Annotated in this window: 12 protein-coding genes; 8 read left to right on the forward strand and 4 right to left on the reverse strand. The window is 72.5% G+C overall.

The features are described from left to right. The first annotated feature begins 181 nt into the window (after positions 1-181). The 3 genes from ACIRJR_RS06815 (at position 182) to ACIRJR_RS06825 (ending at position 3,625) form a co-directional block, all read left to right on the forward strand. Complete coding sequence (locus tag ACIRJR_RS06815) at positions 182-757, forward strand: sigma-70 family RNA polymerase sigma factor (protein ID WP_030123887.1); 576 nt, start codon at positions 182-184, stop codon at positions 755-757. 136 nt (positions 758-893) lie between these two features. Continuing rightward, positions 894-2,396, forward strand: coding sequence for an IMP dehydrogenase (gene guaB, locus ACIRJR_RS06820; RefSeq protein ID WP_403774851.1), 1,503 nt, complete (start codon positions 894-896; stop codon positions 2,394-2,396). A gap of 104 nt (positions 2,397-2,500) precedes the next feature. Continuing rightward, positions 2,501-3,625: a GuaB3 family IMP dehydrogenase-related protein gene (locus tag ACIRJR_RS06825; RefSeq protein ID WP_104788355.1), complete on the forward strand. Its 1,125-nt coding sequence runs from the start codon at positions 2,501-2,503 to the stop codon at positions 3,623-3,625. 67 nt (positions 3,626-3,692) lie between these two features. On the opposite strand, the gene ACIRJR_RS06830 is transcribed toward ACIRJR_RS06825, so the two are convergent. Further along, complete coding sequence (locus ACIRJR_RS06830) at positions 3,693-4,310, reverse strand: hypothetical protein (RefSeq protein WP_403774855.1); 618 nt, start codon at positions 4,308-4,310, stop codon at positions 3,693-3,695. Positions 4,311-4,424: 114 nt separating this feature from the next. Beyond that, the gene (locus tag ACIRJR_RS06835) at positions 4,425-5,687 is read right to left on the reverse strand and encodes a nucleotide sugar dehydrogenase (protein ID WP_403774858.1); all 1,263 of its coding nucleotides are present in this window, start codon (positions 5,685-5,687) and stop codon (positions 4,425-4,427) included. 253 nt (positions 5,688-5,940) lie between these two features. Here ACIRJR_RS06835 and ACIRJR_RS06840 point away from each other — a divergent pair, with 253 nt between their 5' ends. Continuing rightward, positions 5,941-7,647 (forward strand): glycerol-3-phosphate dehydrogenase/oxidase, encoded by a 1,707-nt coding sequence (locus ACIRJR_RS06840; RefSeq protein WP_403774861.1) that lies wholly within the window; start codon positions 5,941-5,943, stop codon positions 7,645-7,647. Between the two features lie 343 nt (positions 7,648-7,990). Here ACIRJR_RS06840 and ACIRJR_RS06845 read toward each other — a convergent pair whose 3' ends face one another. Both ACIRJR_RS06845 and ACIRJR_RS06850 read right to left on the reverse strand, forming a co-directional pair. Beyond that, entirely contained in the window at positions 7,991-8,260 is a 270-nt protein-coding gene (locus ACIRJR_RS06845) for a hypothetical protein (RefSeq protein ID WP_403774863.1), read from the reverse strand. Further along, positions 8,260-8,739, reverse strand: a complete 480-nt coding sequence (locus ACIRJR_RS06850) for a hypothetical protein (RefSeq protein ID WP_403774866.1) — start codon at positions 8,737-8,739, stop codon at positions 8,260-8,262. Before ACIRJR_RS06850 ends, ACIRJR_RS06845 begins: the two co-directional genes overlap by 1 nt. A 608-nt stretch (positions 8,740-9,347) precedes the next feature. On the opposite strand from ACIRJR_RS06850, the gene ACIRJR_RS06855 reads away from it, so the two are divergent. From ACIRJR_RS06855 to ACIRJR_RS06870, 4 genes are all read left to right on the forward strand, one after another. Next, positions 9,348-11,420: a protein kinase gene (locus ACIRJR_RS06855; protein WP_403774869.1), complete on the forward strand. Its 2,073-nt coding sequence runs from the start codon at positions 9,348-9,350 to the stop codon at positions 11,418-11,420. Between the two features lie 215 nt (positions 11,421-11,635). Beyond that, a complete protein-coding gene (locus ACIRJR_RS06860) occupies positions 11,636-14,560 on the forward strand; it encodes a protein kinase (protein WP_403774872.1) in 2,925 nt (974 codons plus the stop codon). Positions 14,561-14,677: 117 nt separating this feature from the next. Beyond that, positions 14,678-16,342: a protein kinase gene (locus ACIRJR_RS06865; protein ID WP_403774878.1), complete on the forward strand. Its 1,665-nt coding sequence runs from the start codon at positions 14,678-14,680 to the stop codon at positions 16,340-16,342. 261 nt (positions 16,343-16,603) lie between these two features. Continuing rightward, complete coding sequence (locus ACIRJR_RS06870; protein WP_403774881.1) at positions 16,604-18,241, forward strand: succinic semialdehyde dehydrogenase; 1,638 nt, start codon at positions 16,604-16,606, stop codon at positions 18,239-18,241. Positions 18,242-18,283 lie beyond the last annotated feature (42 nt).

The following is an 18,283-nucleotide window of genomic DNA, read 5'->3' on the forward strand; positions in this document are numbered from 1 at the left end:
CGCACGACCCGAAGCCCGCGCCGGCCGTCCCGGTACGGCCGTCGGCCGCACCGGCGCACCGGCGGACGACGCTTCGGTGCACCACGCTGATAACGCTTCGGTGCGCCACGCTGATAACGCTTCGGTGCACAACTCGGGACGCGATGCCCCGGATCGGACGGGGCCGGGGCACCATGGTCCGATGCGTGAGGACGGGACGACGGTGATCGGTGCTCTGGTGCACCGTGCGGTCGACGGTGACGCGCAGGCCACGCATGACCTGCTGGCCCACGTGCATCCCCTCGCTCTGCGCTACTGCAGGTCCCGGCTGAACCGGTTGCCCGGTGATGCCCGTCACTTCGTGGAGGACCTCGCGCAGGAGGTCTGCGTCGCGGTGCTGATGGCGCTCCCGCGGTACAAGGACACCGGCAGGCCCTTCGAGGCGTTCGTCTTCGCCATCGCGGGCCACAAGGTCGCCGACCTCCAGCGCGCCGCGATGCGGCATCCCGGATCGACGGCCGTGCCCTCCGACGAGATGCCGGAGCGGCCCGACGACTCGCTCGGTCCCGAGGAGCGGGCGCTGCTCAGCAGCGACGCCGCCTGGGCCAAGAAGCTTCTGGCCAACCTGCCGGAGAACCAGCGCGAGCTGCTGGTCCTCCGCGTCGCGGTCGGGCTGACGGCCGAGGAGACCGGGCAGATGCTCGGAATGTCACCCGGCGCGGTGCGCGTCGCCCAGCACCGCGCACTGAGCAGGCTGAGGGCCCTCGCGGGTCAGTAGGAACCGGTTCCGGAGGCTCCCGGCGATGTGGAGGAAGCCACAGAACAGCCAGGTGATCTTGATCGTGGAATGAGACACCCCGCGGGGCCGTTAGCATGGACATCCGCACCGATCAAGGCCATTTGGGGAAGGTGTCATGACTGCAAACGTCGACGGAGTGCCCGAGAAGTTCGCGACGCTCGGGCTGACATACGACGACGTGCTGCTGCTGCCGGGCGCGTCCGACGTGCTGCCCAACGCGGTCGACACCTCGTCGCTCATCTCGCGGAACGTACGCGTGAACATCCCGCTGCTCTCCGCCGCCATGGACAAGGTGACCGAGGCCCGGATGGCCATCGCCATGGCCCGGCAGGGTGGTGTCGGTGTCCTGCACCGCAACCTCTCGATCGAGGACCAGGTCAACCAGGTCGACCTGGTGAAGCGGTCCGAGTCCGGCATGGTCAGCGACCCGATCACCGTGCACCCCGACGCCACGCTCGGCGAGGCCGACGCGCTCTGCGCGAAGTTCCGCATCAGCGGAGTGCCGGTCACCGACGCCTCGGGGAAGCTCCTCGGCATCGTGACCAACCGTGACATGGCCTTCGAGTCGGACCGGTCGCGCCAGGTGCGCGAGGTCATGACGCCGATGCCGCTGGTCACGGGCAAGGTGGGGATCTCCGGCGTGGACGCCATGGAGCTCCTGCGCCGCCACAAGATCGAGAAGCTGCCGCTGGTCGACGAGGCCGGCATCCTCAAGGGCCTCATCACGGTCAAGGACTTCAAGAAGGCCGAGCAGTACCCGAACGCCGCCAAGGACACGGAAGGCCGTCTGCTGGTCGGCGCGGCCGTCGGCGCCAGCCCCGAGGCGCTGGACCGCGCTCAGGCGCTCGCGTCCGCCGGAGTCGACTTCCTGATCGTCGACACCTCGCACGGCCACAACAGCAACGCCCTCAACTGGATGGCGAAGATCAAGTCGGCCGTGGACGTGGACGTGATCGGCGGCAACGTCGCGACCCGCGACGGCGCCCAGGCCCTGATCGACGCCGGCGTGGACGGCGTCAAGGTCGGTGTCGGCCCCGGTTCGATCTGTACCACCCGTGTGGTCGCCGGCATCGGCGTCCCGCAGGTCACCGCGATCTACGAGGCCGCGCTGGCCGCCCGCGCGGCGGGCGTCCCGGTCATCGGCGACGGTGGTCTCCAGTACTCCGGCGACATCGGCAAGGCGCTGGTGGCCGGTGCGGACACGGTGATGCTCGGCTCGCTGCTCGCGGGCTGCGAGGAGTCCCCGGGTGAGCTGATGTTCATCAACGGCAAGCAGTTCAAGTCGTACCGCGGCATGGGCTCGCTGGGTGCCATGCAGTCCCGTGGACAGGGGCGGTCGTACTCCAAGGACCGCTACTTCCAGGCCGAGGTGTCCTCGGACGACAAGCTCGTCCCCGAGGGCATCGAGGGACAGGTTCCCTACCGCGGCCCGCTGGCCAACGTCCTCCACCAGCTGGTCGGCGGCCTCCGCCAGACCATGGGGTACGTCGGCGCCGCCTCCGTCGACGAGATGGAGAGCAAGGGCCGCTTCGTCCGGATCACCTCGGCGGGTCTCAAGGAGAGCCACCCGCACGACATCCAGATGACGGTGGAAGCACCGAACTACAGCAGGAAGTAACACATCAGCGCAGGTGAGGGGCGGACCGGGTTCCCGGGACCGCCCCTCACGCGTGCGTCGGGGATACTGGTCAGCGCAGACGTAGAGGGAAAGGCCACACCATCGTGACTGAGATCGAGATCGGGCGCGGCAAGCGCGGCCGCAGGGCATACGCGTTCGACGACATCGCTGTCGTGCCGAGCCGGCGTACCCGTGACCCGAAGGAGGTCTCGATCGCCTGGCAGATCGACGCCTACCGCTTCGAGCTGCCCTTCCTGGCGGCGCCGATGGACTCGGTGGTCTCCCCGCAGACCGCCATCCGCATCGGTGAGCTGGGCGGCCTCGGCGTCCTCAACCTCGAGGGGCTGTGGACCCGGCACGCCGACCCGCAGGCCCTCCTCGACGAGATCGCCGAGATGCCCGTGGAGACCGCGACGCCGCGGCTCCAGGAGATCTACTCCGCCCCCATCCAGGAGGAGCTGATCGGGCAGCGCATCAAGGAGGTGCGCGACTCCGGTGTCGTCACCGCCGCCGCGCTGTCGCCGCAGCGCACCGCGCAGTTCTCCAAGGCCGTGGTCGACGCGGGCGTGGACATCTTCGTGATCCGCGGTACGACGGTCTCCGCCGAGCACGTCTCCGGCGCGGCCGAGCCGCTCAACCTGAAGCAGTTCATCTACGAGCTGGACGTCCCGGTCATCGTCGGCGGCTGCGCCACGTACACCGCCGCCCTGCACCTGATGCGGACCGGCGCGGCGGGTGTCCTCGTCGGCTTCGGCGGCGGCGCCGCGCACACCACGCGCAACGTCTTCGGCATCCAGGTCCCGATGGCGACCGCCGTCGCCGACGTGGCCGGTGCCCGCCGCGACTACATGGACGAGTCCGGCGGCCGGTACGTCCACGTCATCGCGGACGGTGGCGTCGGCTGGTCCGGCGACCTGCCGAAGGCCATCGCCTGCGGCGCGGACGCCGTGATGATGGGCTCCCCGCTGGCCCGCGCCACGGACGCGCCCGGCCGCGGCCGGCACTGGGGCATGGAGGCCGTCCACGAGGACGTGCCGCGCGGCAAGCTGGTCGACCTGGGCTCCGTCGGGACGACCGAGGAGGTCCTGACCGGCCCCTCGCACAACCCCGACGGCTCGATGAACATCTTCGGCGCGCTGCGCCGGGCGATGGCCACCACGGGCTACAGCGACCTCAAGGAGTTCCAGCGCGTCGAGGTGACGGTGGCGGACTCCCAGCACCGGCGCTGATTTCACACGCGCCACGCACGGCGGCCCGGACCATCTCGGTCCGGGCCGCCGTGCGTGGCGCGAGGCGTCAGCCGGCCTTCTTGGCGCCCGCGAAGGCTCCGACCGGGCCCAGGATGAAGAAGAGGAACGTCATCACGTCGCCCTCCTCCTTCCAGACGTCGACGAGGTCTCCGAAGTGGTCGAAGAAGACCTCGGAGAAGCCGACGCCCAGGCCGTCCGCGAGGATCATCGAGATCCCGATGAGCTGGCCGAAGAAGACGGCTGCCAGAGAGAGCGCGGCACTGGCGATCCCTACGACCGGCATCGGCCCGCTCACCTTGCTCGCCGCGTAGCCGATCAGGAAGCCGACGGCGACGGCCGCGTAGCCGACCTCACGCTCGATGGAGCCCAGGATCACGCCGTACAGGATCGCCGCGACGACGGCCGATCCGAGCGCGACCAGAAGTCCGAGGCCGAGGCCGCTGCGCGTGGCGGGCGCGGCGGGCGGGAACGGGGCACCGCCGCCGAACTGGCCGGGCTGCTGCTGCCCGCCCGCGAACGGGTTGCCACCCGTCTGCGCGCCCGGGTGCGGCGCGTACGGGGCGTCGGCCGGGGGCTGCTGCGCCGCGTACGGGTTGCCGTCGGTCGGCTGTCCGCCGCCGTAGGGCTGCTGCGGTGGGTTCGGCGGCTGCACGGGCTGGCTCATACGGGTTCCCCCCTGGGAAGCGGTACGCACGGATGTGCGAGAAGTGACGCCGCAGGCTAGCAGTCCGCGCCGACACCGCCCACCGGAATCCCTGAGGACCCGCCCCGGGGCAGGTCAGAGGCGATGGGCGGCCCCAGCCGGAGTGGCCCCCCGGGTGTCGAGGAGGAGCTGGGCCTTCACCGCGAGCCCCTGGAGGTCGTACGTGCGGTGGTGCTGGAGCAGCACCGTCAGATCGGCCCCGGCGGCGGCCTCGTAGAGCGAGTCGGCCCGCGGTACGGGCAGGTCGCGCACCCGCCAGTCCAGGACGAGCGGGTCGTGATAGCCGATCTGGGCGCCCATGTCCATCAGCCGGGTCGCGATCTCGCGGGCGGGCGAGGCCTCCTGGTCGGCGAGGTCGGGCTTGTACGTGACGCCGAGCAGCAGGACCCGGGCACCGCGGACGGACTTGCCGTGCTCGTTCAGCAGGGTCGCGCAGCGCTGGATCACGTAGCTCGGCATCCGGTCGTTGATCTCCTTGGCCAGCGAGACCATGCGCAACGGGTGGCCGGACGTCCGGCTGTCGTAGGGGAAGTACCCGGGGTCCACCGGGGCGCCGTGGCCGCCGACTCCGGGGCCCGGGCGGAACGCCTCGAAGCCGAACGGCTTGGTCTCGGCGCACCTGATGACGTCCCAGAGGTCCACACCGAGGTCGTGGCAGAGCACCGCCATCTCGTTCACCAGGGCGATGTTGACGTGCCGGAAGTTGGTCTCGAGGACCTTCGTCATCTCCGCCTCGCGCGGCCCGCGGGCCCGGACGACCTTGTCGGTGAGCCGCCCGTAGAAGGCGGCGGCCGACTCGGTGCAGGCGGGGGTGAGGCCACCGATGACCTTCGGGGTGTTGGCGTAGACGTGGGTGCGGTTCCCGGGGTCGAGCCGGCCGGGGGAGTGCGCGAGGTGGAAGTCGCGTCCGGCGCGCAGCCCCGAGCCCTCCTCCAGCAGCGGGCGTACGACGTTCTCGGTGGTGCCGGGAGGCACGGCGGACTCGACCAGGACGGTGGTGTGCGGCCGGAGCCGGGCGGCGAGCGCCCGGGCCGCGGCGGTCACGGCGCCCAGGTCGAGGGTGCGGTCCGGGCCGAGGGGGGTGGGGGCGCAGATCGCGGCGGTGCGGACCCGGCCCAGCTCGGCCGGGTCCGCGGTGGGCCGGAAGCCGCCCGAGACCATCCTGCGGATGTCGGACGCGCTGAGGGATCCCTCGACCGGCGTACGGCCCGCGGAGAGTTCGGCGAAGGTGCGTGGGTCGGTGTCGTAGCCGACGGTGTGGATGCCGACGCCGACGGCTGCTTGGGCGAGGGGCAGGCCGAGGTGTCCGAGTCCGATGACGGCGAGGTCTGCGGGCATGTGGGCCGTCCTTCCCTAAGGCCAAGAGACAGAAAGCGCAACCGCTGTGGACAGCGCAATGTCAGACTAGGCGTAAATATGACCTATATGTCGCATTCTGTGGCTCGTGTGGGGCGGGTGTTGTCCACAGGCGGTGGCTGAAGTCGCGGAGCGCGGACAGAATCGAGTGGTGGGCACGGGCGCCCGGCCTTCCGGCCGGTCCCCGCTCCCGTGCCGTACCACCCCGATGCACCGGGATTACCGGGAGGCAGCAGTGAGGACAGCGACACTGGGACCCGCGGAGCGCGCCGAGGCGCTGACCGCGATGGCCGAGCGCGAACTGGACGTGCTGGTCGTGGGAGCGGGCGTGGTCGGCGCCGGCACCGCGCTGGACGCGGTGACCAGAGGACTCTCGACCGGACTGGTCGAGGCGCGCGACTGGGCGTCCGGAACGTCCAGCCGGTCCAGCAAGCTGATCCACGGCGGGCTGCGCTATCTGGAGATGCTGGACTTCGCCCTCGTGCGGGAGGCGCTGAAGGAGCGCGGACTGCTGCTGGAGCGGCTGGCGCCGCACCTGGTGAAGCCCGTGCCCTTCCTCTACCCGTTGCAGCACAAGGGCTGGGAGCGGTTGTACGCGGGCTCGGGCGTCGCGCTGTACGACGCGATGTCCGTGTCCTCCGGCCACGGGCGTGGGCTGCCCGTGCACCGGCACCTCTCCCGCCGCCGTGCCCTGCGGGTCGCCCCCGCTCTGAAGAAGGACGCCCTCGTCGGAGCCCTCCAGTACTACGACGCCCAGATGGACGACGCGCGCTACGTGGCGACCCTGGTGCGCACTGCCGCGGGCTACGGCGCGCACGTGGCCAACCGCGCGCGGGTCACCGGTTTCCTGCGGGAGGGCGAGCGGGTCGTCGGCGCGCGTGTGCAGGACGTCGAGGGCGGCGGGGAGTACGAGGTCAGGGCCAAGCAGGTGGTCAACGCGACCGGGGTCTGGACGGACGACACCCAGGCCCTGATCGCCGAGCGCGGACAGTTCCACGTCCGGGCGTCGAAGGGGATCCACCTCGTCGTGCCCAAGGACCGCATCCACTCCTCGACCGGGCTCATCCTGCGGACCGAGAAGTCGGTGCTCTTCGTGATCCCGTGGGGCCGGCACTGGATCATCGGCACGACCGACACCGACTGGGACCTGGACAAGGCCCACCCGGCCGCCTCCAGTGCCGACATCGACTACCTGCTCGATCACGTCAACTCGGTCCTGAACACCCCGCTCGGCAGGGACGACGTCGAGGGCGTCTACGCCGGACTGCGGCCCCTGCTGGCCGGCGAGTCGGACGCCACGAGCAAGCTCTCGCGCGAGCACACCGTGGCCCACCCCGCACCGGGGCTCGTCGTGGTGGCGGGAGGCAAGTACACGACGTACCGGGTGATGGCGAAGGACGCCGTGGACGAGGCGGTCCACGCCCTGGACCAGCGGGTGGCGGACTGTGTCACGGAGGACGTCCCGCTGCTGGGCGCCGAGGGATACCGGGCCCTGTGGAACGCCCGCGCCAGGATCGCCGCTCGCACGGGGCTGCACGTCGTCCGGGTGGAGCACCTGCTCAACCGCTACGGCTCGATGGCCGAGGAGCTCCTCGATCTCGTGAAGGCCGACGCGTCGCTGGGGGAGCCGCTGGCCGGGGCCGAGGACTACCTCCGGGCGGAAGTCGTCTACGCCGCCTCCCACGAGGGTGCCCGGCACCTCGACGACGTCCTGACGCGGCGCACCCGGATCTCCATAGAGACCTTCGACCGGGGCACCCGGTGTGCCCGTGAATGCGCCGACCTGATGGCGCCGGTCCTCGGCTGGGACGCCGACCAGGTCGAGCGTGAGGTGGAGCACTACCGCAAGCGGGTGGAGGCGGAGAGGGAGTCCCAGCGCCAGCCCGACGACCTGACCGCGGACGCGGCGCGGCTGGGGGCGCCCGACATCGTGCCGCTCTAGGCGCCCCACGGGCCCTCGGAGCGGGCCGGCGGACAGAACACCGCCTCCACCGACTCCGTTTCGAGGGCCGCCCCGGGCGGTGTGTCCGTGGTGACCCGGAAGGTGAGGACGTACCGAGGGTCACGGGTCGCGGGCCACGGTCACGGGTCGCGGGCCGGCAGCCCGTGAGCGCCGGATCCGTGGCGGGACGGGCAGCCGTGCCGTCGTCGGGTCCGCTCGTGCGGGGCAGGCGCGCGCAGGGTGAGGGCGGAACCGTCTTTCCCGATGTGACCGTGCACGACAGTCGGCCCAGGGGGTCGGGTCCGCGCTCACCACGGGGGGATCCCGCGGACGTCCCGGCAGGTCAGGGTGTGGGCAAGGCCTCGGTGAGTGCCATCCAGTGTCGGACCGTCTCCTGGTGCGAGCCGCTCGCCGTGCTAGCGGCCACCGCTTCGGCGTCCTCGACGGAGCACGGAGTCCCCGCCCGGGTGAGCAGGACGAGCGGCCACGTGGGGCCTTTACCTGCCGGCTCTTCGTCGAAGGCGGTCCAGTCCCAGGGGCCTTCGAACCGCCATGCCCGGCCGGCGATGTCGGCGACTTCGTCGCCCACCTGGAGAGACGCGTACGGACGCATCAGCAGTTCGAAGGTGAAGGGGATCCCGTCGCCGGGGTGGATGGTGTACCCCGAGCCGTCGAGATGGCTCTCATCCGGGAACTCGCGACAGGACAGACCTCGGCGCAGCACGGCACGGTCTCGGTGGGACGTGGCAGCCAGGCCGTCTCCAGCGGGGGATCGTGGTGGTCGACGCCCGTTACGTGCACCACGGTGGGCGGCACACCGACCCGGCACACGTCTCCGGCCTTCAGATGCTCGGGCGGAGGGTCCGTTCGGAACAGCTCGGGCTCCGTCTCGGACGCGATGCTGCCGCCGCCGTCCACGCCGAGGGCGACGATCCCGTTCCAGTGCGCGAACTCGTTGCCGCTGTCGATCTCCCACCACGGCCATCGCACCGAGACGTGATCCCACGTGACGCCCCGCTCGACCGTGGTGACCGTGAAGGGGCACGCGACCGACAGCACGTCACCGACCCGGAAGTCCCCCTCGCCAATCATCCGGCCAGGGTAGACGGGCCCTCGGCGGTTCACGAGCGCCTGCCGGCCAGGGCCCGCTCGAGCCGTGGGCCATCCACCGCGCCCATGGGCCGACCGGCGTGCTCAAGGGCCACCCACCTGTCGCGCTCGGTCACACCCGTGCCCCCGCAACGAGACCCGGCGGATGCTCCTCGACGCTGTCGTCCGGTCCGGGTCCGCCCTGGCGGGCGGGCCGGCGGACCACCGTCGCGACGAACGTCCCGGTGAAACCGCCTGCTTGGAAGCGGTCCCCCGCCCCGGATGCCGGAGCGCGCGGAGGCGGATGTCCGCCGTCGGCGGGGGTGCGCCGGAGTGCCGGAAAGGGGGCCGCCGGAGCACGGCCCTCGACGGCGAGCCGGGGGAGGTAGGACGATGCGGGCGTGGGGTGTGGTTCGCTGGGCAGGCTCGCGGGTCCCGGGGCGAGCGGAGTCAGCGGCAGCGGGGCGACGGGCAGCGCCCTGGATATCGGCAGGGCAACGGGTTCCTCCCTCCGGCCACAACATGGCCGACCCAGACCCGGGACCATGGGCGGTCCCGGGGTGAGGGACAATGAACGCTCTGCCAGGGCGGGTTGATCGCAGAGGGGACGCATGTCGGAGGCGGAGCAGGCGCGGGAGCCCCAAGGGGACAAGGAAGGACGTCTCCTGGCGGGGCGGTACCGTCTCGGGGAGGTGCTCGGCCGGGGCGGCATGGGCACGGTCTGGCGTGCTGCCGACGAGACGTTGGGACGCACGGTAGCGGTCAAGGAACTGCGCTTCCCCTCGTCCATCGACGAGGAGGAGAAGCGGCGTCTCATCACGCGAACCCTGCGTGAGGCGAAGGCGATCGCGAGGATCCGCAACACCAGTGCGGTGACGGTCTACGACGTGGTCGACGAGGACGACCGGCCGTGGATCGTCATGGAGCTGATCGAGGGCAAGTCCCTCGCCGAGGTGATCCGCGAGGACGGGACACTGACGCCGAGGCGCGCGGCCGAGGTCGGCCTCGCCATCCTCGACGTGCTGCGCTCGGCACACCGCGAGGGCATCCTGCACCGCGACGTGAAGCCGTCCAACGTGCTGATCTCGGAGGACGGGCGGGTCGTCCTGACCGACTTCGGGATCGCCCAGGTCGAGGGCGACCCTTCCGTCACCTCGACGGGCATGCTCGTCGGCGCCCCTTCCTACATCTCGCCCGAGCGGGCCCGCGGCCACAAGCCGGGGCCGCCGGCCGACCTCTGGTCGCTCGGCGGGCTGCTGTACGCCAGCGTCGAAGGGCGCCCGCCGTACGACAAGGGCTCGGCCATCGCCACGCTGACGGCGGTGATGACGGAGCCGGTCGAACCTCCCGTCCACGCGGGTCCGCTGGAAGAGGTCATCTACGGTCTGCTGGCCAGGGACCCCGACCAGCGGCTGGACGACGCCGGGGCGCGCGTCCTGCTCAACGCGGTGGTCAACGCTCCGGAGGCACCCGCCGTGCCTCCGGCGGAACGCACTCAGGTCATGGCGCTGCCCACGATCGGTGACGCCGGGAGCGGCAAGGGCGGCCGGAGCGGCAGGGGCGGTGCCAAGAAGACCGCGGGTGCGGCCGCAGCGGGCGCCGCCGCGGCCTCCGTGCCCGCCTCGGCCGGTTCATCGGCCGGTTCAGGGGCGCTCGCGGGCTCCGGGAGGCCGGCCACCGACGGCTCGGCCCCCGAGGACGCGGCGTCCGGCTCCCCCTCCGGTCCCGGCTCCTCGTCGGCGACCGCTCCGGCGGGCGCGGAGGGGACGAAGGAACGCCTGCGCGGCGCGCTGCGGTCGGTACGCAACGCCAAGTCCCCAGCCCCCACCGCCACCGCGACCACCGCGTCCGCCTCCGGGCCCGCCGTGCCGCCCGGACGGCCTGCCGCGACCCGGGCGTCCATCACCGACGTCGTGCCGCGCCGCACCCTGGCGGTCATCGCAGGCGTCGTCGTGCTCGCCGTGCTCGGCACGGTCCTGGCCCTCACACTCGGCGACGACGACACCGGCAACGAGGGCGGCGGGTCCAAGGGCGACACCGCCTCGTCGGCCGGAGCCACGACCGGCGACGCCACCGAGCAGGCCACCGGCGGCGGCTCGGGCAAGGACGAGGGCGATGCCGCGCAGGACGGCGGCAAGGACGGCCAGGGGAAGGACAAGGGTGAGGCGTCGGGCGACACCTCGCCATCGGCAGAACCCGAGGAGCCGTCTCCCGACCCGGACGCGCCGCCCACCGGTTACAAGACGGTCACCAACAAGCAGTTCCACTTCTCGATGGCGATGCCCGGGAACTTCGAGTTCTTCAAAATAGCGGGACGGAACTCGGGCGCCATCTACAACTCCGACGGCGGCTTCCCCCGAGTCCAGGTCGACTACAACTCGTCCCCCAAGGAAGACGCCGCAGCTGCCTGGGCCGGGGCGGTCGCGGGCACCAAGAGCCTCAGCGAGGGCTACCAGCACATCGGGATAAAGAAGGTCGACTACAACGGCTACCCGACCGTCGCGGACTGGGAGTTCACGCGCGACCAGCAGGGCATGCGGGTCCGGGTCCTCAACCGGGGCTTCAAGGTCGACGCCACCCACGGCTACTCGATCATGATCAGCTGCAAGGCGGACGAGTGGGACGGCGACGCGTGCAAGACCCTGCGCGAGACGGCGTTCGCCACGTTCGAGCCCACCGACTGACCTGACACCCGGCACCCGGCTGACACGCCCGGTGCGCACGAGGGAGCGGCCGGGTTGCCCTGACCCGGCCGCACGGTCAGGTCTTGCCACGTATGGTGAGAGACCGAGGACCGTACGCAGCCGGAATCATGTGTCAGTTGCACAGCAGCTGAACGCAATTGATGGATTCATGCGGTCTCCGTGACCGGGGGAACAGCGCGCTCTGGGGAGGCGTCGTGGACGACTACGCGGGTCGGGTGCTTGCCGACCGCTACCGCCTTCCCCTGCCGCCGTCCGATGCGTACGAACTGGCCGAGACGCGGGCCTTCGACACCTACAGCGGACAGGAAGTCCTGGTCCGGCAGGTGCCGTTGCCGGAGGTCGTGGACGCCGAGGTGCTCGACGGCGACGGTGCCCCCCCGGCCAGGCGCGCCACCGGGCGTACGGTGCGGCGGTCCACGGACCCCGCGGTCCGGCGGGCGATCGAGGCCGCGCAGGCGGCCGCCCAGGTACCCGACCATCCGCGCCTGGACCAGGTCTTCGACGTGTTCGCCGAGGCGGGATCGCTCTGGATAGTGAGCGAACTGGTCGCCGCCCGGTCCCTCGCCGCCCTCCTCGCGGAGCGCCCCCTCAACCCCTACCGGGCCGCCGAGATCGGTTCCGACGTGCTCACGGCGCTCCGGGTGCTGCACGCGCACGGCTGGACGCACCGCAACATCACGGTCCGCACGGTGCTGGTCTGTGACGACGGCCGTGTGGTGCTGACCGGACTGGCGGCGGGCGCGGCCGAGGAAGCGCTCTGCGGATACGTTCCGGCGCCGCAGCCGGACGACGAGAACGCATACGGGCCCCCGGCGGTCGAATCGGGCCCCACCGGCCCGTACGAGCCCCCGGCGGTGGAGTCCGGCCCGTACGAGCCTCCGGCCGTGGAGCCCGGCCCGTACGAGCCTCCGCAGGCGGAGTCGCCCCCGTACGAGCTCCCGGCGGTGGAGCCCGGCCCGCACGAGCCCCCGCAGGCGGAGTCGCCCCCGTACGAGCTCCCGGCGGCCGGGTCCCCTCTGTACGCGTCCCCGGCGCCGTACGGGCCGGGCCCCGCCGCGCTGCCCGGCCCGGACGCGCCCCCGGAGGCACTGCCCGCCCCCAGGACGCCCGCCGACGGTGTACCGCCCGCCGGCCCCCGCGCCGAGATCGAGGTGGCTCAGCCGGCCCTGCCCGCGGCGCAGCCCGGGGCGGGGAGCGCGGCACAGTTGCGCGCCGCCCGCGCCGGAGCCATCGCCGCCTACCGCGCGGGTGCCCGGGCCGCGGCCCGCGGCGAGGAGCGCAGGCGCGCGGACGACGACCGGGACGGTGGCCAGGAGACGGAGGCGACCGAGGAGGCGGACGGGACCGAGGAGGCGGACGGGACCGGGAAGCCCGCCGTCCCGCACACCGCCGTCCCGCGCACAGCCGGACCCCCGCAGTTGCCCGGCACCTGGGGCGGGCCCGCCGGATCCCCGTACGCGTACGACGACGAGGACGACGAGGACGACGACGACGAGGGGCCCGGCGGTCCCATGCCCCCCGGCCGGCGCGTCCATCTCGCCGGTACCTGGGGCGACGGCCCCGGCTCCGCCCGTCCCGTGCCCGCTGGCGGCTCCGGCGGGCCCGGCCGCTCGGGCGAGGACGCGCTGCGCGCCGACGCACGGCGCCTCGGCAGCGGGTCCGTGGAGCGCCAGGACCGCCTGCCCCAGCCCGTCGCCGCCCGCGTGCCCGCCGGAGGGTGGGACGAGGTCGTCGCGGGAGGCGGCGGCGCCTCCGCGTACCGGGGCCCGGCCACCCCACTGGCCGCCGAACGCGCCCGGCAGGCCCGTATAGCCGTCGTCGGCGCCGTCACCGAGCGGTGGGCACCCGAGCAGGCGGGCCCGGTCCACGACAACTGGCAGCTCGCCCCGCCGATCGGCCCCTCCACCGACCTGTGGGCGCTCGGCGCGCTGCTCTACCGTGCCGTGCAGGGCCACGCCCCCTACCCGGAGGAGAACGCCGCCGAACTCGTGCAGATGGTCTGCGGCGAACCGCCCGCCTTCGCCGAGGAGTGCGGCCCGCTGCGGCCCGTCGTCGAATCGCTGCTGCGTCAGGACCCCACGGAGCGGCCCGACTTCGAGGAGCTGCGCGGCTGGCTGCGCTCCCTCGTGCGCTCGGCGCCCGAGCCCGAGGCCGGCACCGACATCGTCACGCTGCCGCCCGCCGACGCCACCCGCCTGCCCGTCGTGCGCCGCCGGGGCGAGCTGGTGCGCCGGCGCCGGGGCCGGGGGGCGGCGCACGGCCGGCACCGTCAGGGAAGGCAGCAGCGCCGCGAGAGGCAGCAGGCGTACGAGCAGCCGAGGGCGTTCGAGGAGCCGCAGGCGTACGAGAAGCCGCCGCGTGCGGTCCGCGAACCCAAGGAGCCCAAGGTGCTGCGCCGGCCGCCGCCCGGCGGCCGGGCACCGAGGCGGCTCGGACGGTTGCTGCTGGTGCTGATCCTGCTGGCGATGGCGGCCGCCGTCGCCTACGCCGTGATGTTCATGCCCGAGCAGGGGTCCGGCACGGGCGCGGCGCCTTCGGACTCCGTCGCCCCGGCGGGCCCGGGCGGCAGCCCGTCCACCGGCGCCACGGCACCATCCGGTACGCCCGAGCCCTCCACGTCCTCGGGCGCGGAGAAACCGCAGACCAGCCGCTCCGCCGTGGCCCTCGCGCCCGGCTACGAGCTGCGCAAGGACGCCGAAGGCTTCGAGATCGGCCTGCCCGAGGACTGGCAGCGCAGCCCGGCCAACGCGGACCGTCAGGTCCGGTACGGCAGTGACGGGTTCAGCGTGCTGGTCGTGCCAGGCCGGGACACCGTCAAGGCCAACGGCAGCGACCCGCTGGACTACCAGCGGAACGCGGAGCCGGAGCTGAAGCCCTTCCGTGAGTCGAGCTGGGCCACGTCCACCGGCCTGCGCCGCGTCGACGTGGGGCGGCAGGCCATGGCCGAGGGACAGTTCACCTGGCAGGAGAGCGGCGGCCGTCAGGTGTACGTCCGCAACCTGGCCATGATCGTGGACGGCAGGTACCACATCGTCCAGGTCATCGGCCCGGAGAGCGAGCGGGACCGGGTGTCCGAGATCTACGAGCAGGCCATCTCGTCGTACCGAGTGGGCTCCTGACAGGGCGACAGCGATGCGCGACAAGCATCACAGTCCCGTCTCGTGGGCGGTGTGAGGTTCCGTGACACCACCTCCCGTCCGTACCCTGTCGTCCCAAGGAACGGGGCGAGGACACACGTGGAACACGCGCAGGGCACGGATGAGGGGATCGTACTGGCCGGGCGGTACCGGCTGGGTGACGTTCTGGGGCGCGGCGGCATGGGCAAGGTCTGGCGCGCCCAGGACGAGGTGCTCCACCGGACCGTGGCCGTCAAGGAGCTGACCGCCGGGCTGTACGTCGCCGAGGCGGACCGGGCCGTGCTGCACGCCCGCACGCAGAAGGAGGCGCGCGCGGCGGCACGTATCACGCACCCGGGAGTCGTCACCGTCCACGACGTCATCGAGTACGACAACCGCCCCTGGATCGTCATGCAGTACGTCGACGGGCCCTCGCTCGCCGACGCGGCGAAGGAGTCCGGCGAGGTCGGGCCGCGCGAGGCGGCCAGGATAGGGCTCCATGTGCTGGGCGCCCTGCGGGCCGCCCACGGCGCGGGCGTCCTGCACCGGGACGTGAAGCCGGCCAACGTCCTGCTGGCCCGTGACGGGCAGGTCCTGCTGACCGACTTCGGGATCGCCGCGATCGAGGGTGACTCCACCATCACCAGGACCGGTGAACTGGTGGGATCCGTCGACTATCTGGCACCCGAGCGGGTGCGCGGCGGCGATCCCGGACCCGCCTCCGACCTCTGGTCGCTGGGAGCCACTCTCTACACGGCGGTCGAGGGGCGCTCGCCCTTCCGCCGGACGTCCCCCATCTCCACCATGCAGGCCGTGGTCGCGGAGGAACCGCTCCCGCCGCTGCGCGGCGGCGCCCTGGCGCCCGTGATCACCGCCCTGCTGCGCAAGGACCCCGCGGACCGCCCGACGGCCGAGGAGACGGAGCGCATGCTCCTGGACGCGATGGAGGGCCGGAAGCCCCGGGCCGCCCAGGCGCACGTGCCGACGCAGCGGGTCTCGGAGGAGGAGATGAGGGCCTTCTCGGCCCCGGAGGACTCCACCGCCCGGCTGTCCGGTCCGCCGCCTCCGCCTCCCGCGGCCCCGCACACCACGGCTCCGGCCACCCGGCGTGGCGGGAGCCGCTGGCGCACCGTCCTGCTGATCCTCGCGGTGGCCGCGCTGCTCGGCGGAGCGGTGGGTCTGGTCATCAGGAACACCGGTGACGGAGGCGGGAGTACGTCCGGCGGCACGGGGGAGCGGAGCACCGTGGACCCGGCTCCCTCCGCCTCCTCCGGGAACGGGGGGAATCCGCCGCCCGTGGAGGACGAGCCCACCTCGACGGAGGTCCCCGACGGCTGGGAGAAGGTCACCGCCCCCGAGGGCTTCGGCCTGCTCCTCCCGGAGGGCTGGGAGCGGCGGACGGGCGGTGACCAGATCGAGTACAGCCCCGACGGCGGGGCGCACAGCCTTCGGATAAGCCTGGATCCCCAGCCCGACTTCGGCACCTCGTACGCGCACATGCGGAGCATCGAGAAGGACCTGGCGAAGCGCCTCCCGGAGTACGCACGACTGAGGCTGGAGGAGAACGTCTTCCGCGACCGCCCCGGCTCCCGCTGGGAGTTCACCTGGGTCGAGTCCACAGGGCAGCCGGGGCCGCGCCACGGGATCGACCAGATGTACTTCGCCGAGACGGGCGGACCCGAGTACGCGTTCTACCTGACCGGCCCCGCCGGGGAGCAGGCCGAGACCCGGCAGCTCTTCGAGACCATGCTGCGCGGCTGGGAACCGCCGGAGGGGACCGGCTGACACGGTCCCGCCGGGGCATCCGCGGCCGGTCCGGCCGCGGCGGGCGGGGCGGACGTCGACGCCGAGGTGACCGGGCGGCTGGGAATTCACGATTCCTGACGCCCGGCGCCGGGAGCGACGGTGGATCGCCCCTGATCAGCGGTTATACAGCCAGTGATCACTGGCTGTATGGGCAGGTGCGGCAGGCGTCCCTGGCGGGGTCTGTGAAAACCTGTTACCCACGGGTACCCAAAGTCGTCGGGTGGACATACTCTCGCCCTCATGACGGACTCGCAGGCTTCCTCGACCACCTCCGCCGCCTCCGGTGGCCGTGTCGGCACCAATCCGGTGGCCGCCGCCCCGACGGGCGCGCGTACCGCCGCGGACGTGGTCACGCCCGAGGTGATCGCCCAGCTGACCCGTGGCGTCGTGGGTTCCGGCCGCACGCTCAACCACAGCCCCTTCACCGGGGAGAAGCTGGCGGACCTTCCGGAGTCCACCCCCGAGGACGTCCAGACCGCCTTCGACCGGGCCCGCGCCGCCCAGCCCGCCTGGGCCGCGACGCCCCTCAGGGCCAGAGCGGCGGTGCTGCTGCGCTTCCACGACCTGATCCTGCAGCGCCAGTCCGAGGTCCTCGACCTCATCCAGCTGGAGACCGGCAAGGCCCGGCTGCACGCCCACGAGGAGGTGCAGGCCGTCGCCGTCTCGGCCCGTCACTACGGGCGCAGGGCCGTCGCGTACCTCAGGCCGAAGCGCCACACCGGGGTCGTCCCCACCCTGACCAAGGTCACCGAACTGCGTCAGCCGCGCGGTGTCATCGGCCAGATCGCCCCCTGGAACTACCCGCTCGAACTCTCCGTCGGCGACGCGCTCCCCGCCTTCGTCTCGGGCAACGCCGTCGTGATGAAGCCCGACACGGAGACCGCGCTGACCGCGCTGTGGGCCCGTGACCTGCTGATCGAGGCCGGTCTGCCCGCCGAGGTGTTCCAGGTCGTCCTCGGTGTGGGGCCCGTCGTCGGGCCGGAGGTCGTCCAGCGTGCCGACTACGTCTCCTTCACCGGCTCGACCACGACGGGCCGCGACGTCGCCCTGCGCGCCGCGGCACGGCTGGTCGGTGTCTCGCTGGAGCTGGGCGGCAAGAACCCGATGCTGGTCCTGGAGGACGCCGACATCGAGAAGGCCGCGGAGGGCGCCGTGCGCGCCTGCTTCTCCTCGGCCGGCCAGCTCTGCATCTCCATCGAGCGGCTGTACGTCCACGCGTCCGTCGCTGACGCCTTCGTCGAGCGCTTCGCCGCCCGTACGAAGGCGATGCGCCTCGGCAACTCCCTCGCGTACGGTGCCGAGATGGGCTCGCTCGTCAGCGGGCGCCAGCTGGAGACCGTCACCCACCACGTCGCCGAGGCCGTGGAGAAGGGGGCCGTGATCGTCGCGGGCGGGGCCGCCCGCCCCGACATCGGCCCGTTCTTCCACGAGCCGACCATCCTCGACAACGTGCAGGAGCCGATGGCCGTCTGCACCCAGGAGACCTTCGGCCCGGTCGTCTCCCTCTACCGGTTCACCGACGAGGACGAGGCGGTCACCCTCGCCAACGCCACCCCCTACGGACTCAACGCCAGCGTCTGGACCAAGGACGCCCGGCGCGCCCACCGGATCGCGGCGCGGCTGCGGGCGGGCACCGTCAACATCAACGAGGGGTACGCACCCGCGTACGGCAGTGTCCAGTCACCGATGGGCGGCATGAAGGAATCCGGTCTCGGCCGGCGGCACGGCTCCGAGGGCATCCTGAAGTACACCGAGGCCCAGACGGTCGCCCAGCAGCGGCTGATGCCCCTCGCACCGGCCTTCGGGATGGACGACGAGAAGTACGCGGCCTTCATGAGCCGCAGCCTCAAGGCGATGAAGGCCTTCCGGCTGCGCTGACCCCCGGCGGCACCACCCTTGCCGCCCTTTTCGTACCGAGGA

Source organism: Streptomyces sp. NPDC102402, assembly GCF_044765765.1.
GTDB lineage: Bacteria > Actinomycetota > Actinomycetes > Streptomycetales > Streptomycetaceae > Streptomyces.